The organism is Actinomyces oricola, assembly GCF_004104015.1.
Taxonomy (GTDB): Bacteria; Actinomycetota; Actinomycetes; order Actinomycetales; family Actinomycetaceae; genus Actinomyces; species Actinomyces oricola.
On sequence record NZ_RYFV01000020.1, the window covers coordinates 37,195 to 60,468 of the forward strand.

The 23,274-nt window shown below is 69.6% G+C and carries 14 protein-coding genes, 2 tRNA genes and 1 other RNA gene; 10 read left to right on the forward strand and 7 right to left on the reverse strand.

The features are described 5' to 3' along the window. Positions 1–35: 35 nt before the first annotated feature. Positions 36–4,808: an acyl-CoA dehydratase activase-related protein gene (locus EUC46_RS08715; protein WP_128773794.1), complete on the reverse strand. Its 4,773-nt coding sequence runs from the start codon at positions 4,806–4,808 to the stop codon at positions 36–38. 427 nt (positions 4,809–5,235) lie between these two features. On the opposite strand from EUC46_RS08715, the gene EUC46_RS08720 reads away from it, so the two are divergent. Continuing rightward, complete coding sequence (locus EUC46_RS08720; protein ID WP_241655499.1) at positions 5,236–6,048, forward strand: TetR/AcrR family transcriptional regulator; 813 nt, start codon at positions 5,236–5,238, stop codon at positions 6,046–6,048. 812 nt (positions 6,049–6,860) lie between these two features. Here EUC46_RS08720 and EUC46_RS08725 read toward each other — a convergent pair. Continuing rightward, positions 6,861–6,945, reverse strand: a tRNA-Ser gene (locus tag EUC46_RS08725). Between the two features lie 138 nt (positions 6,946–7,083). Between EUC46_RS08725 and ffs the strand changes: the two genes are divergently transcribed. Then, an RNA gene (gene ffs / locus EUC46_RS08730) (signal recognition particle sRNA small type) lies at positions 7,084–7,179 on the forward strand. A 10-nt stretch (positions 7,180–7,189) separates the two neighbouring features. On the opposite strand, the gene EUC46_RS08735 is transcribed toward ffs, so the two are convergent. Next, positions 7,190–8,425 carry a multidrug effflux MFS transporter gene (locus tag EUC46_RS08735; protein WP_128773781.1) on the reverse strand — a complete coding sequence of 412 codons (1,236 nt, stop codon included), beginning with the start codon at positions 8,423–8,425 and terminating at the stop codon, positions 7,190–7,192. Between the two features lie 322 nt (positions 8,426–8,747). Here EUC46_RS08735 and EUC46_RS08740 point away from each other — a divergent pair, with 322 nt between their 5' ends. The 3 genes from EUC46_RS08740 (at position 8,748) to EUC46_RS08750 (ending at position 10,778) form a co-directional block, all read left to right on the forward strand. Beyond that, a complete protein-coding gene (locus EUC46_RS08740) occupies positions 8,748–9,341 on the forward strand; it encodes a septum formation family protein (protein WP_128773782.1) in 594 nt (197 codons plus the stop codon). A gap of 299 nt (positions 9,342–9,640) precedes the next feature. Next, on the forward strand, positions 9,641–9,982 hold the full coding sequence (locus EUC46_RS08745; RefSeq protein ID WP_128773783.1) for a type II toxin-antitoxin system VapB family antitoxin: 342 nt from the start codon (positions 9,641–9,643) through the stop codon (positions 9,980–9,982). 178 nt (positions 9,983–10,160) lie between these two features. Beyond that, the gene (locus EUC46_RS08750; protein WP_128773784.1) at positions 10,161–10,778 is read left to right on the forward strand and encodes a LytR C-terminal domain-containing protein; all 618 of its coding nucleotides are present in this window, start codon (positions 10,161–10,163) and stop codon (positions 10,776–10,778) included. 176 nt (positions 10,779–10,954) lie between these two features. Here EUC46_RS08750 and EUC46_RS08755 read toward each other — a convergent pair whose 3' ends face one another. Next, on the reverse strand, positions 10,955–12,346 hold the full coding sequence (locus EUC46_RS08755; protein ID WP_241655500.1) for a uracil-xanthine permease family protein: 1,392 nt from the start codon (positions 12,344–12,346) through the stop codon (positions 10,955–10,957). A gap of 261 nt (positions 12,347–12,607) precedes the next feature. On the opposite strand from EUC46_RS08755, the gene EUC46_RS08760 reads away from it, so the two are divergent. The 4 genes from EUC46_RS08760 (at position 12,608) to EUC46_RS08775 (ending at position 17,109) form a co-directional block, all read left to right on the forward strand. Beyond that, the gene (locus tag EUC46_RS08760) at positions 12,608–13,012 is read left to right on the forward strand and encodes a DUF4190 domain-containing protein (protein WP_241655501.1); all 405 of its coding nucleotides are present in this window, start codon (positions 12,608–12,610) and stop codon (positions 13,010–13,012) included. Between the two features lie 105 nt (positions 13,013–13,117). Next, the gene (locus tag EUC46_RS08765) at positions 13,118–13,855 is read left to right on the forward strand and encodes a glutamine amidotransferase-related protein (protein ID WP_128773785.1); all 738 of its coding nucleotides are present in this window, start codon (positions 13,118–13,120) and stop codon (positions 13,853–13,855) included. Positions 13,856–14,257: 402 nt separating this feature from the next. After that, complete coding sequence (locus EUC46_RS08770) at positions 14,258–16,237, forward strand: hypothetical protein (protein WP_128773786.1); 1,980 nt, start codon at positions 14,258–14,260, stop codon at positions 16,235–16,237. Between the two features lie 32 nt (positions 16,238–16,269). Next, a complete protein-coding gene (locus EUC46_RS08775; protein ID WP_128773787.1) occupies positions 16,270–17,109 on the forward strand; it encodes a Sir2 family NAD-dependent protein deacetylase in 840 nt (279 codons plus the stop codon). Positions 17,110–17,169: 60 nt separating this feature from the next. Here the strand turns inward: EUC46_RS08775 and EUC46_RS08780 are convergent, their stop codons facing one another. Beyond that, positions 17,170–17,979 (reverse strand): nucleoside phosphorylase-I family protein, encoded by an 810-nt coding sequence (locus EUC46_RS08780; RefSeq protein WP_128773788.1) that lies wholly within the window; start codon positions 17,977–17,979, stop codon positions 17,170–17,172. 246 nt (positions 17,980–18,225) lie between these two features. On the opposite strand from EUC46_RS08780, the gene hrpB reads away from it, so the two are divergent. Continuing rightward, positions 18,226–21,033 (forward strand): ATP-dependent helicase HrpB, encoded by a 2,808-nt coding sequence (hrpB, locus tag EUC46_RS08785; protein WP_241655502.1) that lies wholly within the window; start codon positions 18,226–18,228, stop codon positions 21,031–21,033. A 231-nt stretch (positions 21,034–21,264) separates the two neighbouring features. On the opposite strand, the gene EUC46_RS12550 is transcribed toward hrpB, so the two are convergent. Next, positions 21,265–21,353, reverse strand: a tRNA-Ser gene (locus EUC46_RS12550). A 1,450-nt stretch (positions 21,354–22,803) separates the two neighbouring features. Then, complete coding sequence (locus EUC46_RS13315; RefSeq protein ID WP_277750486.1) at positions 22,804–23,121, reverse strand: acyltransferase; 318 nt, start codon at positions 23,119–23,121, stop codon at positions 22,804–22,806. Positions 23,122–23,274 lie beyond the last annotated feature (153 nt).

The window sequence follows — 23,274 nt, forward strand, 5'->3', positions numbered from 1 at the left end:
CATGCTCTTAACAATGACCCTCCCGCCCGCGGCCGTCACCGTCTGCCCGCGGCCGCCAGCACCCCGGGGCGGGCCGCCACATCGGGGGAGGTGGGGGTGCCGTCGGGTGCGGGCCCCAGATCGGCCAGGAGTTCGGCGAGGGTGGTCCCCGAGCCCGAGTCGTGGCGCATGCGCGCCGTCGAGATCATGAGCTTGATCCGGTTGAGCTGGTTGACCTCACTGGCCCCCGGGTCGTAGTCGATGGCGACAATATTGGCCTGCGGGAAGCGCCTGCGCATCTCCCGGAACATGCCCTTGCCCACCACATGGTTGGGCAGGCAGGCGAAGGGCTGGCAGCACACGATATTGGGCACGCCCTGCTCAATGAGCTCAATCATCTCGGCGGTGAGCAGCCAGCCCTCCCCGGCCTGGTTGCCCAGCGAGAGCACCTGCGAGGCCTTCTGGGCCATAACCTCAATAGGACTCTCGACGTCGAACTTCCCGCCGGCGGCGCGCAGCGCGGCACGAGCCGGCGCCTGGACCTGCTCAATGAACCACACCGCGGCCTTCTGCTTGGCCACCGAGTCGGCGCCAATGCCGTAGTTGTCGAGCTTCCACTGGGCGGTGGTCAGCCCGTTGAGGAAGAAGGCCAGCAGGCCGGGGACCACGGCCTCACAGCCCTCGGACTCAATGACGTCAACAACATGGTTATTGGCGTCGGGCTGGAACTTCACCAGGATCTCGCCGACAACACCGACGCGCGGGCGCCGCGGGCCGTCCTCCAGGGGCAGCGCATCGAACTCGCGGACCATCTCACGCAGCAGGCGCCGGTAGCTCAGGCGCCCACCCCACGTGGGGCACCGCCCCTTGTGCTCGAAGTACTCGGCGATAATCGCGTTCCACCGCTCCAGCAGGGCCTGGGTCGAACCGGGCTCAGCCTCGTAGGGGCGCACGCGCAGCAGGCAGGTGTTGAGGGTGTCGCCAATGACAACGCCCTTGAGCAGCGCCAGAGCCATGGGGGCGGTGAGTTCGAAACCGGGGTTGGACTCCAGCCCCTGCAAGGAGACCGCCATGACCGGCACTTGCGGGTAGCCGGCCTCTCGCAGGCCCTTGCGCAGCATGGCGGCGTAGTTGGTGGCCCGGCACATGCCGCCGGTCTGGGAGATCGCCACCACGCAGTGGTCAGGATCGTGGGATCCGTCCTCGAAGGCGCCAATGAGCTGACCAATGACCATAATGGCCGGGAAACAGGCGTCGTTGTTGACGTAGCGCAGCCCGACCTCCAGGTCCGCCTTGCTGGCCGAGGCCAGCAGTTCGACCCGGTAGCCCAGCCGCTTGAACAAGGGCTCCAGGGGACGGAAGTGCACCGGGCTCATCTGCGGCATGAGGATGGTGTGGGTCTTGCGCATCTCCCGGGTGAACGGCGGGGTGGCGGCCCCCGGCAGTTCGCGCAGCCGCGACTCGGCCCCCGATTCCGGGCCCGGGCGGCGAGCGCCGGGGCGCGCCTGCTCCTTCTGCTCCTTTTCCTTTTCCCGTGCGGGGGAGCCCGCGGCCGCAGCCCTCCCGGCGCTGCGCGCGGCCGACTCGACCGCCCCAGTCGCGGCACCGTCGCTGGCCTCGGCACTGTCGACAGCACTGGCCTCGGCGCCGTCGGCGGCCTGTTCCTGGTTGCGGCGCCGCTCCTGCGAGGCCGCGGCCAGGGAGCGCAGGCGGATGGTGGCGGCCCCCAGGTTGGAGACCTCGTCAATCTTCAAAGAGGTGTAGACACCGCCGGCGGACTCAATGATCTCCTGGACCTGGTCGATGGTGATGGCGTCCACCCCGCAGCCGAAGGAGGTGAGCTGGACCAGTTCCAGGTCCGGTGAGTGCGTCACCAGTTCGGCGGCCCGGTAGAGGCGGGAGTGGTAGGCCCACTGGTCGCGCACGCGCAGGGCGGGGGCGACCTCAGCGGTTGCCACCGACGCGGTCGGGGCGGGCAGGCCCTCGGCGACGACGTCGGACCAGTCCGAGGGGGCCTGCGGGTCCTCGCGGCGCGCGGCTATTGCCCGCCGGATCCCGGCCACGGCCCGAGACAGGGCGCCGCCGCTCACGGCCCGCTCAGCGCCGTCGTCGCCGTCGTCCTGCGGCTCGGGCAGCATGGAGTCCTCCGACAGGACCGCGAATCCCAGGGTGTTAATGACATCGGGGATGCCGTGATTGATCTCGGGGTCAATGTGGTAGGGGCGCCCGGCCAGGACAATGCCCTTACGGCCGTGCTCGTGCATCCACTCCAGGGTCCGGCGGCCCTCGGCGCGCACATCGGCCTTGAAGGCGGCGTCCTCGGCGAAGCCGGCTGCCACGGCCCGGCGCGCCTCGGGCAGGGTGACATCCCAGTCGGCGAAGACCTCCACCAGGCGCTCGGCGAGCTTCGCGGGGTCGGCGAGGTTGAGGAAGGGCGCCAGCATGCGCACCTGACCCTGCTCAATGGCCTCCACATTGGTGCGGATCGCCTCAGGGTAGGTGGCCACGATCGGGCAGTTGAAGTGGTTGTCGGCGCCGGCCACCAGGTCGCGCTCGAAGAACACGCAGGGGAACCAGATGGTCTTCACGCCCTTGGAGATCAGCGACTCGACGTGCCCGTGGGCGAGCTTGGCCGGGTAGCAGACGTTCTCCGAGGGGATGGTGTCCATGCCGGACTCGAAGAGCTCGTGGTTGGAGCGCCCCGAAAGCATGACCCGGAACCCCAGGGAGGTCAGGATTGTGAACCACAGGGGGTAGTTCTCGTACATGCCCAGCACCCGGGGGACACCGATCTCCCCACGGGTTTCCATGCCGCGCCGCAGACGGCGGTAGGCGAAGGTGCGCCGGTACTTGTAGTCGTAAAGGTTGGGCAGATCGGACTTGGTGGCGCGCCGCTCCTGGGTGGCGCCCCTATCGCACCGGTTGCCCGAGACGTGGCGCGAGCCGTCGTTGAAGGTGGTGATGGTCAGCTTGCAGTGGTTCTGGCAGAGCTTGCACGTGGAGGTCTGGGTGCTCAGGGAGAAGCGGGAGAGCTCGGCCAGGCTCATGAGGGTGCCGGGCACGCCGTCGTAGTCCCGGTGGGCGGACAGGGCCGCACCGAAGCAGCCCATGAGGCCGGCGGCGTCGGGGCGCACCACCTCCCGGCCGGTGAGCAGCTCGAAGGCGCGCAGGACGGCGTCGTTGAGGAAGGTGCCGCCCTGGACGGACACGCGCTCACCGAGTTGGTCGGCGTGCTTGAGGCGGATGACCTTGTACAGGGCGTTGCGCACCACCGAATAAGACAGTCCGGCGCTGATCTCACCGACGTCGGCGGCCTCCTTCTGGGCCTGCTTGACCGAGGAATTCATGAACACCGTGCAGCGCGACCCCAGGTCCACGGGGCGTTGCGCGCCCAGGGCCTCGGCGGCGAAGTCTTCAATGCTCATGCCCATGGACTGGGCGAAGGTCTGCAGGAAGGAGCCGCAGCCCGCCGAGCAGGCCTCGTTGACGCTAATGGAGTCAATGGCGCCGCCGCGGATGGACAGGTACTTCATGTCCTGCCCGCCAATGTCGATTACGGAGGTGACCCCGGGGTTGAGGTGGGCGGCGGCCCGGTAGTGGGCCATGGTCTCGACCACGCCCTGGTCCAGGTGCAGCGCCGCCTTGACCAGGGCCTCCCCGTAGCCGGTCACGCAGGAGCGCGCAATCCGCACATGGGCGGGCATCTCCAAGTGGATGCGGCGCAGGATCTCCACGGCGGCCCCCACCGGGTCGCCCTCGTTGCCGGCGTAGTGCTCCCACACGATCCGGTCGGCCTCGTCCAGGACCACGGCCTTAATGGTGGTTGAGCCCGCGTCAATGCCCAAGAAGCAGTCGACGGCGGGCGCGGATTCCTCGTCGTCCTGGGGGGTCGACGGCTCGGCGGGCCAGTCGGCGCGGGCGAGGGTGGCCCGGGCGTGGCGCTCACGGAAGGCGGTGAGCTCGGCCTCCGATGAGAACAGGGGCCGCATGCGGGAGGTGCCCAGCTCAATGGGGCGCCGGGAGGTCAGGCGCGTGGACAGCTCCTCGATCGTTGCCGGCTCCCCCGTCGCCAGCATGGCGGCGCCCAGGGCCACATAGAGCTGGGCGTCGGAGGGGCAGGTGAAGGTCTCGACCTGTTCGGCCAGGGTGCGCTCAAAGGCGTCGCGCAGGGCGGGCAGGAAGTGCAGGGGACCGCCCAGGAAGATGACATTCCCCCGGATGGGGCGTCCACAGGCCAGGCCCGCAATGGTCTGGGTGACCACGGCCTGGAGGACCGAGGCGGCCAGGTCCTCGCTGGCGGCGCCCTGATTAATGAGGGGCTGGAGGTCTGACTTGGCGAAGACGCCGCAACGCGAGGCGATGGGGTACAGGGTCGTGTACCGGGTGGCGAGTTCGCCCAGGCCGGCGGCGTCGGTGTGGAGGAGCTGGGCCATCTGGTCGATGAAGGCGCCGGTGCCGCCCGCGCAGGTGCCGTTCATGCGCTGCTCGGGGGTGGGATGCAGGTAGGTGATCTTGGCGTCCTCGCCGCCGAGCTCGATAATGACGTCCGTCTCGGGGTTGCGGCGGCGCACCGTCTCAGTCTCGGCAATGACCTCCTGGACGAAGGGCAGGCCCATGAGGGTCGCCAGGGACACCCCGGCCGAGCCGGTGACGGCGCCGCGGACCTCCCGGTTGGGGAAGGCGGCGGCGACCTCGCCGAGGAGTCGGGTGACTTCGCCGCGCACATCGGCGTTGTGACGGCGGTACTCGGCTCTCAGGGGCTTCGCCTCGGGGGCGTCGTCGTCGAGGAGAACGAGTTTGACCGTGGTCGAGCCGATGTCCAGGCCCATACGAAGCGCGCCCCGGGTACGGGCCTGATGCGCCTCGGCGGGAGCGACGCTCGGGGTACCCTCGCCAACGGGTTTGCTCATCATCTCGCCTTCCAACCTTCGATGTCAGGTGCATCCTGCGGTCTGGCAAGGACCGTAGCGATTCGGTCGACAGGGATTCAACGGTGTTGAAATTCGTGCGCCGCGCCCGGTGATCGTCACCGACTTTTCCCCGACATCGTCCGGAGCGAGAGCCGCACCTCATGCGACTCACGCCACAGATGTCCAACAGTGTTGAATATGACACGAATAGACTTACCTAATTCTAGGCATGTGAGACGAGGGCTCGCCACGTCCCTGGACCGCACCAGCGGCACGATGGCGGGCAACGCCCAGCCTGCCGACGCCATGCCGCCCGGCCCGATCCCCGCCCCTCTACCCTTCTTGCGTGACACGCGCCACCGAGAGGCTTCCAGGTCAGGGCGCCACCATGCCGGACGGGCCCGGGCGGGCGCAGGCTGCGCCCGGGGACCAGGAGGAGGCGGCAACCGCGACTCGGGGGCGAGTGTCCGACCGGGAGGAACCCGCGGCCGCCGAACCGAGGGGGCCGGTATCGGCCTCGCGGAGAGGGCCCCGTCGTGGGCCCCGCCGCGCCCGAGACTCCGAGAGCGGCCGAACCGCCTCGACGCGGGAGGCGATCTTGGACGCCGCCCGGGACTCCTTCCTCGCCAAGGGCTACGCGGGGACCACCATCCGCGGTGTCGCCCGCCAGGCGGGGGTGGACCCAGCACTGATCTCCTACTACTTCGGCTCCAAGGGCGACTTGTTCGGCGCCTCCATGAACCTGCGGATGCGAGCGGCCGAGGAGATTGAGCGAATCGTCTCGGGGGACCTGCGCACAGCCGGCCCGCGTCTGGTGCGGCTCTCCCTGAGCGCGTGGGACGACGTCTCCGGCGGCGCCACCTTCCGAGCGCTTCTGCGCTGGGTCGCCACCGACGACGGCGCCCCGGCGGCGATCCAGGCCTACGCCGTCGAGCAGATCGCCAGCCCCCTGGCCGACGCCCTGGCAGCCGCCGGCGTCACCTCGCAGGACGCCGAGGAGCGCGCGGCCCTGGTGGGCACCCAGGTGGTGGGTTTGGCCATGATCCGATACGTCTTGAAAGTCGAGCCACTGGCCAGCGCGAGCATTGACCACCTTGTTGCCGTGGTCGGACCCACTATTCAGCGCTACCTCACCGGCCCACTGACGCCGCACCGATAGGGGCCGCCTCCCCTCCCTTGCTTTATTCTTATGTTAATTCCCATCTTGTGCGGTGTTGGCCGATTGTTTTGCGGAATGTGACCGGGCCTGTGGTCCGGGCGGTTCCGCCCGGACCACAGGCCCTGTGTCGGCGAGGCTCCTCAACCCTGTTCCCATGTGCAAGGGAGGAGTACCTCCTTCGCCAGAGCGACGGACGCTCGGGCTCCCTTAGACCCGGGCGCGTCTCGGTGATGGCCGATCATCGGGCTCCCCAACCCTCACGACCACCTCCGTCCGGCGGCAACAACTATGGAACACTCCGACCCTGAAAGGACCCCCGTCCTGGGCCTGTGAAAGCCCTGGGAAATCGGTGCCCACGTGTATCCGACCCGGAATTCTCCGAAGAAGCAGCGCTTTGCCGCCCCTACGACCTTGATCGCGACCCTCGGATCCCGCGCATTCCCGCCCCGGGGCGGCCCCAGGCGGCCCGGGGCGGCCCCAGGCGGCCCAGGGCGGCCCCAGGCGGCCCAGGGCGGCCCCAGGCGGCCCAGGGCGGCCCCAGGCGGCCCAGGGCGGCCCAGGGCGGCCTTCAGCTAGGTCGCTGACGGTGGCGATCGGGAGCGACGGCCCCAGGCGGTCCCGGGGCGGCCCAGGGCAGCCTTGGGACGGCCCCCAACAGGCGCGGGACCAGGCAGCTTGGAGAAGGGCCTCCGGGCCGCTGCGGCGGCGACCCCCAACCGGCGCGGGACCGGGAACACCCGCCCGCAGGCGCCCAGATGGCTCCGAGAACAGGAAAAATCCCGGAATCGTTGTGATTCCGGGAGAAACAGGAGCGGAGGATGGGGGATTCGAACCCCCGAGGGCTTGCACCCAACACGCTTTCCAAGCGTGCGCCATAGGCCACTAGGCGAATCCTCCAGGCGTCCCACACGGCCCGCGACCGCGTGCAACGGGAATGGAATATAGCGGACTGCGCGCCGCCGGTGCTAGCCACCCACGGTGGGATCGGTCACGCACGGACGTCGCCCCGGCCCTGCGCGGTCGGGTAGACTCTCACCCGGCCCCTCGTGCGGCGTCATCCAGTGAACTCCCCCAGGACCGGAAGGTAGCAAGGGTAAGCGGGCTCTGGCGGGTGCACGGGGGGTCCTCACGCGCCCACCCCTCAGCCCTGCGGCAGGCGCCGCTCCCCGTGGGTCCGACCCACAAGCATGTACGAGCTCCAGGCCCCCACGACGCCAACGACCATGACCGCCACCATGGGCACCGCCGTCGCGCCGCCCCCCGAGCTGGCCAGTGGCGCCGAGGTCGCGTTCGCCACCGCCTGCACCAGCCCCAGTAGAGCACTGGCTACGCCCGCCACGTGCCGCACCGTCCCCAGGGACAGGGCCGAGGCGTTCCCGAAGACGAACGCCTGAGCGGACATGAGCAGCACAAAGCCAATGCACAACGGCACCAGCGCCACGTCGAGCAGCAGGACGCTAAAAGCCACCACCGCCACGCCGAGGGTGGAGGCCGACAGACCCATCCCTATGAGTCGGCGGGGGCGGATGCGTCCCACAATCCTGGCATTGACCACGCTCAGGAGCATCTGACTGCCCGCCGTCGCGGCGAAGAACAGGGAGAAGGCCATGGGGCTGAGGCCCTTGATCTCCTGGAGCACGAAAGACGAGGAGGCGATGTAGGCGAACATTGCGAAGCTGGAGAAGGAGGAGGTGAGCATGTACCCCAGGTAGCTGCGGTGGCGCACCAGTTCGCCGACGCCGCTGGCGAAGCGCCTCAGCCCGCCGGCCTGGCGCCGCTCGACGGGCAGGGACTCGGGGACGAACACCGCGGCCATGACGGTCATGAGCAGCCCGAAGGCGACCAGGCACCAGAACACCGCCCGCCACGAAGCCACGGAGAGCACCGCGCCGCCCGCGACGGGGGCGATCATGGGGGCCAGCCCTCCTACGGCCATCAGGATGCTCATAATCTGGGCGAGCCGGTCGCCTCGGGCCACATCAACCACGACCGCTCGGCCGACAACCGCGGCCACCCCGCCACCCATGCCCTGCATGAACCGTCCGATCATGAGGACTGCAATCGAGGGGGCGAGGGCGCAGACGACCGCCCCAAGGCTGCACACGACGCCGCCAACGATCAAGGGCCGCCGCCGTCCCCGCTGGTCCGACACCGCACCGCCGACGACCTGCCCCAACCCCATGCCCACGAAGAAGGCCGTGAGGGTCAGCCCCACCGCCGTCGGGCTGGTCGCCAGGTCCCGAGCGACCTGAGGAAAAGCCGGGGAATACATGTCCGTAGCGAACGGCGGAACGGCATTCTGAACCGCCAGGGCAACAATGAGACCCACTGTGATAGGAATCTCAGCTCCGGCGGGGTGACGGCGCAGCGGACTCATCGTTTCCCCTCCTGTGGGACAGCGGCCACCATCGGCGCACCGCACTTATGGCGAGACGCAACCGGGCCCGCCCTGGCGCCGCAATGGCGCAACGCTCACCTTAAGCCACCGGGTGCCCGACGCGGCAAGGCCGACGGCTCCTCGCCCCCGCCACGGCAGCCATCACGCGCAGCCGGGCCCTGGGGTCGGCTGCCTCGGCCCCACACCGGAGCCCCGTACCGGCCCGCCGCCCCATGTCGATCTGCCGCCGCCGGAAATGTGATTCATGCTGTGGGGAGAACCACCCATCGCGCAGAACGCGTTTTCCTGAGAGTCTACGCATATGAAAAAGATCGCCCCCGCCCTCGCCGTTCCCGCCGCACTCTTCCTCGCTCTCGGCTTGAGCGCATGTAACGACGATTCCGTCCCAGTCGCATCAGAGACCCAGGCCTCCGAGGAGGCCACCGAGGACTCCGGTGGCTCGAACGGGACCTCCGACAAGACGGACAGCCCCAGCCCCACCAAGGGGGGCCAGACCTCGGCCCCGCCCTCCCCCACCACCAAGGGGAAGGAGACCTCGGTGCAGGACCTTCAGGTCGGCGACTGCATTGAGGCCATGGACGAGACATCCACCTCGGTCTTCACCGTGTCGGTTGTGGACTGCTCCGCCCCGCACGCCTACGAGGTCTACCACGAGGGCAATATCACTGCGAGTTCCTTCCCGAGCGGTGACGCCATGGACACCTGGGTCGCGGACATCTGCGTCGACCCCTTCAACACCTACGTGGGCGTCCCCTACCAGAGCTCGATCTACGAGATCAGCTACTTCACGCCCACCGAGGGCTCCTGGTCCTCCGGCGACCGCGTGGTCAGCTGCATGGTCACGACCTCCGACGGCTCCACCGTCTCCCAGTCCCTCAAGGGCGCCAACCAGTGACGCCGGGGCGGGCCCGCTGAGATCTCCGCGCGACGCAGTACGGCCACGCCATAGTCTTTAAGACGCCACCTCCGTGGGCGCGCCTCCTCGACTCCGAAGGAGGCGCGCCCACACTTTTGACACCCGGGCGCTTGAGCACCCACCGGCTCAACTTTGAAACCCGCCGGCCTCCCGCACCGCCGAGTCGGGCATGCCCCATCCCAGGCATGCCCCACCCCAGGCATGCCCCATTCCGGCGCCGCCGGGAGCGCTGTGCCGGCGAGTCTCCTGCGGCAGCGATCCCCAGTTAGGATGCTGTCGTGATCTTCAAGGCCGTGCGCGAGAACGCCCCGTACCCCGAGCACGGGGTAACGCATCAGCGCGATTGGTCGGCGATCGCTCCGCGCCAGGTTCGGCTCGACCAGCTGGTGACCACGCGCGCCACTTTGGACTTGCGCGACCTCCTTGACGAGGATTCCACCTTCTTCGGCGACCTCTTCGCCCATGTAGTCTCCTGGCGCGGTGACCTTTACCTGGAGACGGGACTGCACCGGGCCCTGCGTGCGGCCCTCCAAGGGCGCACAACAATCCACGGCCGGGTTCTAGAGCTTGATGAAACCGGCCACCCCACGGCCGCCCCGCCTCCCCCTCCTCGTCCCTGACCCGCGCGGGGCCCGCAGGCTCCGCAAAAGCTCCTCGAAGGAACCGCACTGCGACACGGAGGCGCCCCGGACCGTGCGAAAGCCGCGCCTGTGGGGCCGGCCCGGCTCAGCGGGATGAACCGGCCTGCGCCCGGCGATCGGCTCCGCCATGGCGCCGGCGTCTACTAACCTTGGGGGCGTGAGCACCCTAGCTGATCCCCGCGCCGAGTACCGTCGTCGTCTCAGGCGGCGTCAGACGATTGTCATCGGATCCCTCCTGTCAGGCATGGCTGTGTTGACAGTTGTGTGCTTCATGATCTGGTCGGGTGTGCTGACAGTCCCCTGGGATCCCGGATTCTCGGTGGCCGCCCCTAAGGAGACGACGGCGCCGCAGCCCTGTCCGCCCGAGGACTCGGTCTCGGTTGACCTCAATACCATCCCCATCAACGTCTACAACGGATCCAGCACCGTGGGACTGGCGACCAGTGTCGCCGAGACCCTTAGGGAGATGGGGCTGACCATTGGCAACACCGCCGACTGGCCCAAGGGGGCCTACGACGGCGACATTATGATCACCACCGGGACGGCGGGCATTGCCAACGCCTACTCACTGGCCCGCATTTTCAGCGGAGACGTCATTGTTCAGATCGATGAGACTGTTGAACCGGATGACACAACCGTCTCCATTGTCCTGGGCGCCCTCTACTCCTCCTCCCTGCTTTCGGAGGACGAAATCGGCGCCCTGGCGATCGGGGAGCCACTTGTCTCACCAGTCGGCTGCGCAACGGCCTCCTCAACCCCGTCCTCAGCGGGTTGAGCGCCTCACGCCCCTGGTGCGGCCCCCGCTGAGCCACTTCCGTGAATCCGTGAACCACCCCCGGCGGGAACCGACACTCGAGCGCTGCGGGGAGGGCCGGATCCTGGCCGGGGCCGGCCGTTGGCATGCCGGCGGCCAATCGCGCGCGAGGTCAGCCCCCGCCCGGCCCTTGCCCGTCAGCCCTGGGCAGAGGCCTTGTGGCGCTTGGCGTAGGCGGTGCCCTCCAGTTCAGTGCCCGCTGGGGCGGAGGCGGGGGAGGCCTGCTCCAGGGTGGTGCCGCGCAGGCGGGAGATCCAGCGCATGAGATGGTAGATGCCGATTGCCGCGGCACTGCCCAGGGCAATGCCGGAGAAGGTCATGCCACCGGCCACGAGCGTGTAATCGGCGATCGCCACCACCATGGCCACCGCAGCCGTATTGAGGTTGACCGGGTCGGAGAAGTCCACCTTGTTCTGCACCCAGATGCGCACCCCGAGCATGCCGATCATGCCGTACAGGACGGTGGCGGCCCCGCCCAGGACCCCCGGGGGAATGGTGGCAACGACCTGACCGAACTTGGGCAGCATGGACAAGCCCAGGGCGGTGAGCGCGGCTACGACGTAGGCGGCGGTGGAATAGACGCGGGTGGCGGCCATAACGCCAATGTTCTCGGCATAGGTGGTGGTGCCCGAGCCCCCGCCGGCGCCCGCCAGGGCGGTGGACAGGCCGTCGGCGAGCAGGGCCCGGCCGGTAACGTCGTCAAGATTCTCCCCGGTCATGGCGGCGACGGACTTCACATGCCCCACGTTCTCGGCAATGAGGACCAGGACCACCGGAACGAACAGGCCCAGCAGGGAGATGTCGAAGGCCGGCGCCCGGAAGGTGGGGGCTCCCACCCAGCCGGCCTGGGAGATGGCGGAGAAGTCGACTTCGCCGCGCACGCAGGCGGTGACGTATCCCACCACGACTCCCAGGAGGATCGCCAGGCGCCCAATAATGCCCTTGAACAGGACTGTGATGAGCAGGACTGCGGCAATGGTGATCACGGCGGTCACCGGGGCGGTCTTCACATTGTTCCAGGCGGCGGGGGCCAGGTTAAAACCAATGAGGGAGACAATGGCCCCGGTGACGACCGGGGGCATGAGGCGGTCGATCCAGCCCGCTCCCGCGACGTGGACGACGACGCCCACCAGGGCCAGCGCGAGGCCCGCGGCAATAATCCCGCCCTGGGCCAGGGAGGCCCTGGCCTCGTCCAACGGCCCTCCGCCGCCGGCCACGTAACCGGTCACAGCGCCAATGGGGGCCAGGAGCGCGAAGGATGATCCCAGGTAGCTGGGCAGGCGCCCGGAGGTGATCGCCAAGAACAGCAGCGTGCCCACCCCGGTGAAGAAGAGGGTGGTGGCGGGGTCGAAACCGGTGAGCAGCGGCACGAGGAAGGTCGCCCCGAACATGGCCACCACGTGCTGAACACCAATGCCAATGGTGCGCGGCCAGGTCAGGCGCTCACCCGGGGCGACGACCTCGCCGGGGGCGATGGAACGACCGTCGGCGTGGAGGCGCCAGCCTCTGGACAGGGAAGGTACGGACACAATGGCCTCCTGTCGCGGGGAATGGGAGAAAAATGGGGGAAACAATGGGGGAAACAGGGAGCGCGCTGGTGCCGGGGCACCGGGGCTCCTGTCTGCGACAGGACCTGGCAGAGTCCTGCCAGATCTTCAGTTTAGGGCCCCGGCGCCCGACCTCTGGCAGCGCCTCTCGTGGCATCGGTCGCAGACCGTTGCGCCCGGGCGCAACGGACAGTTCTCCCCATCGCCACTTGCACGGCATGCGGCGGGGGGCAGGATTGGGCTATGAGCACGACGACGCAGCCCACCTCCCCGCCTGACGGTGGCGCCTATGGCATGCCGCCGGCGGCCGTCAACCCGTCCGATTCCGCGGCCGATGGTTTCGTGTTCCCCGGCACTGAGAACGTTGACCCGGCACTGGTTTTCGCCACCCCCGGCTACCAGGCTCCACGGCAGCACACCGACCCCATGGCGTCGACGGCGCTCGTCTGCGGCTTACTGTCCTTCATCCCATTGTTCGGGGTTGCGGCGCTCGGGTTCGGCTGGGCGGCACTGGTCCGAATACGGCGCTCCTACGACGTTGGTCACACGGAGGCCTGGTTCGGGGTCGTTGTCGGCGCGGCGTCAACAGTGCTGTGGTTGTGGTCGTGGTGGCTGTGGGCGTGGTGGCTGCTGCCGTACTTCGAGTAAGCCCCTCATAGTGGTGCGGCCGGGGCGACCGGTCGGGGACCCCGGACGCGCCCCGAGCCCGGCTGTTAACACGAACGTTACAAGGGAAAGCCTTAGGGTGTCGCAATGAAGCCCTTCATTATGGTGTCGACACGCCCCGAGATCGAGGCCGCACAGGACGAGTACGAGTCCTTCCTGACCCAGGGCGCCTTGACCCGCGAGAACCTTCACCACGTCCTGCTCGAGGAGATCGACTTCCTCGACTCCTTCGCGGCCGGGGACGTCTCGGGGGTGTTCATTGGCGGCAGCCCCTACAACGCCTCGACACCGCAGGTGTCCAAGACTCGGACCCAGTTGCGCGTCGAGGAGCAGGTGCGCGAGCTGCTCGCCGTGGCCCTCAAGGAGGGCGTGCCGGTGCTGGCCACCGGTTTCGCCCTGGAGGTGCTCGCCGGCTACCTGGGGACGCCCACGAGCACGGAGTTCGCGGAGGACTTCGGCATTGCCGACGTGTTCCTGACCGCTGAGGGTCGGCAGGACCCACTGCTGGCCGGCCTGCCGCAGACCTTCACCGTGTTCGTCGGTCACCACGAGGGCGCCGTGGACGTGCCCGCGCACACGACCCTGCTGGCCAGCTCCCCGGACTGCCCGGTGCAGATGCTGCGCGTGGGCAAGACCGTGTACGGCACCCAGTTCAACCCCGAGCTGGACGCGCACCATTTCGCGCAGCGGGTGAGCATCTACGCCGACGCCGGCTACGGCGACCCGGGCCAGGTCGAAACAATGCTCTCCGAGGCCCGCAGAGGGCACCAGCACGAAGCCGGCCGCATTATCCGCAACTTCGTCACGCACTTCTCCCGCCACTGACTGACATCTTCTCGGCACCCGCCGAAGCCGTGTCGCACACCCGCCTCAGGCGCAATGGTGATCACAATGCATCTATGAGGCATGGGGAGAAGACCCCAGGGTCAACTTCCCGATTCTGCCCCATATATGCCATCAATCGCGGAGAATTGGCTTATGAGTGCGTCCTACCCGCCGTCCTTCCCCCCGTCCGCACCATCACCGGATCCTCAGCGCGATTCGGTGCCGCCGGGCGAGGCCCACGACGCGCCTCCGACCCCCGATCCCTCTACTGCGCAGATCCCCTCGCCCACTCGGCCCCCCACGTCCGCAGCGGATCGGGCGGCCGCATCCCCCTCGGCTCCAGCCTCCCCGCCTCCAAGTGATGAGCCGCCCTCCGGCGGCGAGCCCGCAGAGACCGTCACGTTGAGCACACGGCTTTCCGCGGCCGCCCCCGACCTTCCCGCAACACCAGAGGCAAGACCGAGGACGCCGGCCGCACCGTTCGCATCGGAGGCAGCGGCGGCGACGACGACGCGCCTGCCCACCGGCATGCGCCCCGCCGATCTGCTCCCAGCCGGTTCAGCGGATTCGGCGCCCATGGCGCAGCCCGGGCCGGCCGCTTCGGCCCCCGGCACCCCGGGCGCCGGCGCTCCCGACTCGCAGCGCTCCGACGCCGGCATTCCCACAACCACCTTGTCCACCGGCGCCCCAGCACAAGCCGGATCCGGCGCCCCCTACTCCGCCGGATCCGCCCCCGGCGCCCCCGACCTCCCCGCAATACCGGAGGCAAGACCGAGGACGCCGGCCGCACCGTTCGCATCGGAGGCAGCGGCGGCGCCGACGACGCGCCTGGCCACCGGCATGCGCCCCGCCGATCTGCTCCCAGCCGGTTCAGCGGATTCGGCGCCCATGGCGCAGCCCGGGCCGGCCGCTTCGGCCCCCGGCGCCCCGGCACAAGCCGGATCCGGCGCCCCCTACTCCGCCGGATCCGCCTCCGGTTCATCTTCCTCCGCTGATGCGGCAGCGGCGCCACTGCCCTCCCCTGGTCGTCCGGCCTTCCACCCCCTGGGCCCGGCAACACCGCGCCCCGGCTCCCAGGCCCGGGCCGCATTACAACCGCGCCCGAGCCTCGACGTCCTCAGCCTTCTTCTGGCCCTGTTCGCCTTCGTGATCTATGCCGGCTCCCTGCTGCTGACCACCGTCCTCCAAACTTCTGCTGCTTATGAAGACGGCCCGAGCATCTACCGGCTGTCCAATTACATTATGGGCCCCACCCTGTGGCTCTTAATCATTTCCGTGGTTCAGGTGCTCGCGAAGCGCTCCCCCACCGCCGCGGCCGGACTCCTGCCCGTGGCAACCATGGCAATCCTCAGCGAGCCCCTCCGGCTCATTATTAACTGGGGATCGATAACCGATACCACCGCCGATACTATCACTTATATCATCATCGATATCATCACTATTATCACTGCCGGCATTGTCTTCCTCTGCACGCTGATCATAACAATCCTGGGCCTGAAACGCGCCGCCACCCGGGCGCGCACCCCAAAGCCCGTATCCGTGGGCATGACGGAGGCGGCGCTGTGGTTCTTCGCCGTCAGCGCCCTGGCTTTTACGCCCCGATTCTTCATCGCCCCGCTCCAGACCATCCGTCAGTGCAACATAATCGTAGACGAAGTGGAAGGCGTACTAGCATTCTGCGAGCACTACTCACTGACTGTCGGCCCGCTCCTAACCCAGAGCCACACATTGCCGAATACCGTATTTGAGCTCATGGGCCCCATAGTCCTGGGCGGCGCCCTACTGCTCGGCCTCCTGGGACTGGTTCTCGGTTTTATGCGCACCGCACGACCCCTGTTCGTTGGCACCGCCATCCTGGGTGCGGTCGGCATCTTCGGTTACTCGACGCTGCTCGCCGGCTACTGGGCCCTGCACGCCATCAACTCCGACAACTCCGACAGCCGAGACCTTGTCAACGACATACTGTTCTTCGTTATTGTCGCAGTCAGCTGCCTCATCCTCCTCGTGCTGGCATCCGGAGCCATTAAGGGCTCGGCCCGAGACTGGTTCTCGGGCCGCAAGAAGGCCGGCGCCACCGCTCCGCCGCAGGCCGCCACAAGCGCCCCCGAGGCGGCCGGAGCCTCGGCCGCTCCCGCGGGAACCCCGTGGCCAGCGGCCCAAAGCGGCGCAAGCGCTCCTCAGGTCGGCTACCCCGCCCCCGGCTACCCTGGGACAACAGGCCGGACATCGGCGCCACAGCCCAACCCCCCGGCGCACCCCGCACCGCCGACTCAGCCCCCGACGCACCCCGCACCGCCGACTCAGCCCCCGGCCCAGGGCGGGGCCTTCGCGCCCCCCATGGAGCCCGACCGTCCTGAGCACTCGGGCTGGCAGGCACCGTGACGCCCACGTCCCCCAATCCGCAAGAAGGTCTCATGGCCGCGCAGCACACCGAGCCGGACGCGCTCACTGCCGCCGTCGACGCCCTCAGGTCGCTCCTGCGAGGACGTCGCACCCTGGCGGTCACCGGTGCCGGGATCTCCACCGACTCGGGAATCCCGGACTACCGGGGCGTGGGCACCACGGAACGCACCCCGGTGGAGTTCGACGAGTTCGTCTCCGACCCGGTGTGGTACCGCTGGGTGTGGGCCCGCAACCACGCCACCTGGCGGCTACTGGAGCCCCTGCAACCGACAGCCGGGCACATCGCCCTGGCGCGCCTGGAGGAGGAGGGGTCGCTCAGCGGCGTGGCCACGCAGAACGTGGACCGTCTGCACTCCAAAGCGGGGCAGCGCACCGTCTGGGAGCTGCACGGCGCTTATAACCGAGTCGTGTGCCTCAGGTGCGGGCGCTTAACCCCGCGCTCCGACCTGGATAAGCGGCTGAGCGCGCTCAACCCCGACTATCCGCGCGAGTCGAATCCCGCACGCATCGCCATCACCCCTGAGGCCGACCGTGCGGCGGCCGAGAACTGCGACTTCCGGGCGCTGACCTGCCCGGAGTGCGACGGCCTGCTCAAGCCCGACATTGTCTTCTTCGGAGAGGGACTGCCCCCGGCCATGGACCAGGCAATGCGGGCGGCGGGCGCCTGCGACGTCGTCCTCGTGGCCGGGACCAGTCTGGCCGTACTCACCGGACTGTGGATCGTGCGCCAGGCCGTGGCCCACGGGGCCGCACTGGCAGTGGTCAACCGCGGGCCGACGGCGGTCGATGAGATCGCGGACCTGCGCATTGAGGCGGGCACCAGCGAGGTCCTGGGCGCATTGGCGCCCTGAGGCGCCCACCGAGCATGACGTCGGGCTCGCGGCGCGCGCGGAGAACCGGCTGAACCGGCTTCAGTGCAAGGCGTCGAGCAGGTGTTCGACAACGTCGTGCACCACCTGCGCAATGGACCGGCGGCCGGTGCTCCTGCGGCCCGGCGCCCCCGGCCTCTCCGGCTGGCCGGCAACAGCGTCAATGCAGGCCAGCCCAACCACATGCACGCCCCGCGACGCCAGGACCATGGCCTCGGACACGCCGTCGGCGATAACGACATCCGCCCCTAGAAGGGCCAGCATCCTGGTCTCGGCGGGGGTGGGGCGCATGGGCACGGGCAGGAATGCAGCGACCGCACTGCTCTTAACGCCTTCGACGACGCTCAGGCGCTCCGCCAGCCGCTGATCCCAGCCGATCCCCAGGGGGCCGGCCACCGGTAGGGGCAGGAGGGGGCTGCCGCTGAGGTTGAGGTGGTCGCCGACCACCAGGACATCTCCGGGTTCCGCTCCCCCCACCGAGTCGGCGCGGGTGACGAGGAGCGCCGCCCGTATTCCCGCACCAGCGGCAATGCGGGCGAAGGCGGTAGTGCGGTCGGCGGGCGCCCCCTCGAAGAGGGAGGTGCGTCCGCGGGCTATGAGCACACCCAGCCCGTCGCGGTCAAAGGACATGAGCTCGTCCTCCTGACCGGGGCCGCTGGGGGCGCTCACGCCGGGCAGGAAGGACAGGCGGATACTGGAGGCGGGGCGGCCCCAGGCGGCGTCAATCTTGGTGAGGTAGATGGGATCGGCGACAATGAGCAGGTCGTGGCGGGCCCGGCCGGTGGCCAGGACGATGGAGGCGCCGTCGGGATCCTCGTCCCAGGTGCCGGCCGCGGTGGGTTGGGTAGTCAAGGATCTTCTCCTCCCCCAGGGCATTCGCTCTCACTATGAGCGTACTGGCCTTGGCAAGTCCTTGCTCTGCAGTCGTTGAGGCTCGCTCCCCGAGGGTGCGCCCAAGGCCCGCTGTCGCACGGTGGTCCTGCGGCAAAGTCCCCGGCCATGTGACTGCTGTCACCCCACATTGTGGACGCCGGCCCCAGGCGCCAGATCCACTCCCCGGGCAGTGGCCGGCCCGGCGCCTCGAGTGACAATGCGCTCGTGGATCCCATTGCCCGGCTCCTCGCCAGCCCGCCCGATCTTCCCGTGGTCGCCGCCCTGCCTGAGTTGCGCAGCCTCCTCGCCCCCAATAGCGCTCCGCCCCACACCCCTGGGGCCGCGGCGCCACGGGCGCCCGGCCGCCCAATGCCCGGTGGCGCCGGCGGCCTGGACGACGCCGCTGTTGAGCGCGCGGCATTGACGGCCCCAACCCTGGTGGTCACTGCTCCCCCAGGGACCGGCAAGACCACACTGGTCCCGCCATTGGTCGCCGACGTGCTGCGCGCCGCCACTCCTGTCCCCAACCAGGGCCCCGTAGGGCCTGCTGCGCCAACACCAGGGGCGCCGCCGAACCCGCCCGGCCGGGTCATTGTCACCCAGCCCCGCCGCGTCGCCACCCGGGCCGCCGCCCGCCGCCTGGCCTGGCTTCTGGGTGAAGAGGTCGGGGCCACGGTGGGCTACGCGGTGCGCGGCGAGCGGCGCAGTGGCCCGGACACCCGCATTGAGGTGGTCACTGCCGGGCTGCTCCTGCGCCGTCTCCAAGCCGACCCCGAACTCAGCGGCGTGGACGCCGTCGTCCTCGATGAGGTCCACGAACGCTCGCTGGACTCCGATCTGCTCCTGGCCCTCCTGCTGGACGCGCGCGCCGCCCTGCGCGAGGACCTGGTGCTGGTGGCCATGTCGGCCACTGCGGATGCCGGCCGCCTGCGCACCCTGCTCGGCTCGGCCGGGCGGGATGCCCCACTGGTGGAGGTGCCCGGGGTGAGGCACCCCGTCACAGAGGTCTGGGCCCCTTCACGGACCCAGCGCCTGGGCCCGCGAGGCGTACCCGAGGGCTTCCTCGCCCATGTGGCCGCCACCACGGTTCAGGCGCTGAGAGGGGATGACGGCGACGCCCTCGTTTTCCTGCCCGGCGCGCGGGAGGTCGACGAGGTGGTTCGGCGATTGCGCACCGAGCTGCCCGGACAGGTTGACGTCCTCCCGCTGCACGGGCGCCTGTCGGGGCGCGCCCAGGATGCGGCGCTAACCCCCTCACCCCCGGGACGACGGCGAGTGGTGGTCTCCACCAGTGTCGCCGAGTCCTCGCTGACGGTGCCCGGGGTGAGGATCGTTGTCGACTCGACCCTGGCTCGCGAGCCCCGCCTTGACGTGGTCCGCTCGATCTCCGGGCTGGTGACAGTCGGAGAGTCCCGTTCAGCGGGCGTGCAGCGCGCTGGGCGGGCCGGACGGGAGGGACCCGGCGTAGTCCATCGCTGTTGCACCCCCACCGACTGGGCGCGCGCCAGCGCGGCGCCCACCCCTGAGATCCTCTCAGCCGACCTGACCGGGGCGGCCCTGGAGTTGGCGGTGTGGGGTGCGCCCGGAGGCGCGGGGCTGGCGTGGATCGATGCGCCACCAGCGCCCGCCCTCAGGGCGGCGCATCAGGCGCTCGCAGAACTCGGGCTCATGGACGACGACTCCCGCGTAACCCCATTGGGCCGCGCCGCGGCCGGGCTTCCCGCAGGCCCCCGCCTGGCCCGGGCACTGCTGGTGGCGGCCCCGGTCCTGGGGGTGCGGCGCTGCGCGGAGGCGGTGGCCCTGCTCAGCGCCGACCTGCGCGCACCGGGCGGGGATCTGGTGGCCCTGGCGCGGCAGGTGCGTTCCGGGCAGGGGGAGGCGGCCTCGTCATGGAGGGCGGAGGCGGTCCGCCTGCGTCGAGCCGTGGAGGCGGTGCGCGCCTCGCACAATGACGGTGACTTCGACGCACTTGGTGCCCCGCCCGGGCTCTTTGAGGTGTTCTCCGGCCCCGGGTTTGAGGAGGCGGTGGCCCTGGTGGCCGCGCTGGCCCGCCCCGAGTGGGTCGGGCGGCGTCGGGGGCCGGCCCCGGCGGCAGGGGTCGAGGCGGGTTATGCGAGCGTGGCCGGAACCGGGATGCGCCTGCCGGCGGGCTCCGCCCTGGCCTCAAGTCAATGGCTGGCGGTGGCCGACATCAGCCGCCTGCCGGGGCGCGGCGATGCCCTCATCCGTGCGGCCGCGCCGATCAGCCGGGAGCAGGCCCTCGCCGCGGCCGGGGCGTGGCGGGTGGAGGAGGAGCGCAGCGTGTGGGAGGCCGGTCGGTTGCGCTCCGAGAAGGTGAGTCGGTTGGGGGCCATTACGCTGGGGACCACTCCCGCGCCTGTCCCGGACCCCACGGCAGTGGGGGATGCCGTCGTCGCCGCGGTGCGGGCCGAGGGGCTGGAGGTGCTGCCATGGGACCGGGGCGCCCGCGAGTTCCTGGCCAGGCTCGCCCTGGTCCACGCTCACATTGGTCAGCCCTGGCCCGCCGTGGACGAGGCGGCACTGCTGGAGCGCGCCCCGCACTGGCTGGCGCCGGCGGTGGCGAACCTGGCGGCGTCGGGTCCCAAGCGCTTCGACATAGCCCGGTTGGATGTCTGCGGGGCGCTGCGCGCCCTGCTGCCGTGGCCGCAGGCGACGCACCTGGACGAGCTAGCCCCAGAGCGCCTGGCAGTGCCCTCCGGCTCCCGGGCGCGCCTGTCCTACGCGGGTGAGGACGGTGCTCCACTGGAACGGCCGGTGCTGGCGGTGCGCGTGCAGGAGTGCTTCGGGTGGGCGCATACGCCCCGGGTGGTCAATGGGCGGGTGCCGGTACTCATCCACCTGCTCTCCCCGGCCCGCCGACCGGTGGCCGTCACCGACGACCTGGCTTCCTTCTGGGAGAACAGCTACCCGCAGGTGCGCGCCGAACTGCGCGGCCGCTACCCCAAGCACGCCTGGCCCACGGACCCCTGGACGGCCCCCGCCACCAGGGCCACCAGGCGACGCCCCCGGTGAGGGCCGGGCCGTGGGCTCGATATGGGCTGGTTTGGTCTGGGGGACGCCCCGGTGGGGGCCGGGTCGTGGCGGCGCTCCAGGAGGCACAAGATCACGATGGAATCGCGGTGGACGTGAGCGCGCTGCGGTCATGGGCGGAGGCCGTCGACGGAGGCGGGGCGCGCAGGCTCTGCGCGCTGCATACGAGTATCCCGGGCGCCTCACCAGAAGGTGAGGCGCCCGGGATACCGGTGGCGGTAGCGCTGGGATTCGAACCCAGGGTGGCTATGAACCACACAGACTTTCGAGATCTGCACCTTCGGCCGCTCGGACACGCTACCTCGAGGCCTGAGGTTACACGCCCGGTGCCCACCCCCAAAACGCGTTCACCTGCGAGGTCCCTCACCCCCACGGGGGCACCGCAAAGACGATGCCGAAGAGGATCGACGCACGCGGACCCCTCACCCCCACGGAGGCACCGCAAGCTCGGCCGGACTGGAGGCGAAAACATAGGTTCAACCCCCACCGCCAGGGGACACCACTGGGAGGCCCGCCCACGGCTCCCGGCGGCTCCCAGCCACGGCGGCTCCCGGCTGCCCCGGTCGGCTGGCCCACGGCTCCCGGCTGCCCCGGTCGGCTGGCCCACGGCTCCCGGCTGCCCTCGGTCGGCCCGCCCACGGCTCCCGGCGGCTCCCGGCCGGAACCGGGTAACCGCCGTTGCCATGTTCTTGGCCGCCGCGCCCGCAGTCGCCGCCGGCCCCCCTGATACGGCGCCAATAGCCGGCCACCGCCCCGACAGGCGACCGCCATTCCAATCGGGTAACGCCCGGCAGTTCCACGCGGGGAGCCGAGTGGCCCGTGATTCGATGTACTCGATCCCAGCCCGCCCCTCACCCGCTTAACTCTCATGGACACTCCTCCGTACCCCTTCCCCGCCGTGCCCGCTCAAGCCCCCCGCGAATGCAGTCTGATCCGTGCCTGCGCCCCCTTTGTGGCGACTTTCGTTCTCGGCGCTGGTGTGGGTGCCGCCGCTGAAAGCTCCTTCGCCGAACCGACGGCGGAGGCCTCACCGGTTGTCACTGTGGTCTACACACCGGCGCCAGTGCCCGCGGCAGCAACACCAAGCCCAATATCCACACCGGCCCCGCCGCCTCCCGAACCGGAGCCCACCGTGGAGGTCCCACCCGAGTGGCCGGCCGGTGATGCCGGTGATGCGGAAGACGGCGAGGAGTCCCCGACCGGGTCATAGCCCGATTCCTGACAGTTCGGTGGGATTGTCGCGCGTCAAGACCTGCGGCTGCATCGGTGGGCGGGTGGCCGGCGGGGTTGGCGGTGTTGCACATTCTTCTTGCGCCGGCCTGTGGGGGATCGTTGGTATTTCAACGATCCCCCGTCGCAGAGGATCGGTTCGACAAGGATGAATGTGCAACGACGTACCCATTCGCACATTCATCCCATCCCCGGGCCCCTAGATCCCGAGCAGATCCGCAGGATTCCGCGCCTCCCCACTCCTTGAGGGAAGAAAGAATGTGCAACCCCCAGACCCGGGCGCACCCCCGGGGGGAGCCCAGACGGCGCCGAGGGATCCCAGGCGGCGCAAGCCCCGGGAGCCGGGCAGCATGAGAGCCGACAGGAACACCCCCGCCCCGCAGCCGCACGCAACAACCCGGTCGCACTCATCAACCAAGACAACACGCGACAGACCGGCACAACTCAGGAGTCCCGGGCCGGGTTATAGGACTCCTCTGGGCCCGAACCGCCCCGGAGCGCGGCACGCGCCCGATTTCCGGCTCACTCCTCCGGCACGCGGCGCAGCACTCGGGCGGGAACACCGCCGACAACCGTCAGCGGTGGCACATTCTTGGTGACGACCGCGCCGGCCGCTATCACCGCCCCCGCCCCAATGGTCACCCCTGAGGTAATGACGGCCTTGGCGCCCACCCAGACGTCTTCCTCCAGGGTGATGGGGGCCGGGTGCGTGGTGGCGCGGTCGGCCACGGCCAGGGAGTGGTTGAGCGTGGCCATGACGACGTCATGGCCAATGAAGCAACGGTCTCCAATCCAGATACCGCCCTGGTCCTGGAAGCGGCAACCGGAGTTGATGAACACGTCCTGACCAGGGGCTCGGCAAAGTTGTTTGTTGTGGGGCTGGCCTGGGGTGATGGCGGGTTCTGGGGGTGCGGGGGTTGCGGCGTGGCCTGCCTGGGAGATGATGGATAGTGCTTAAACAGTCCTGCATTCCTCGAAGGTGAGGCCACGCCG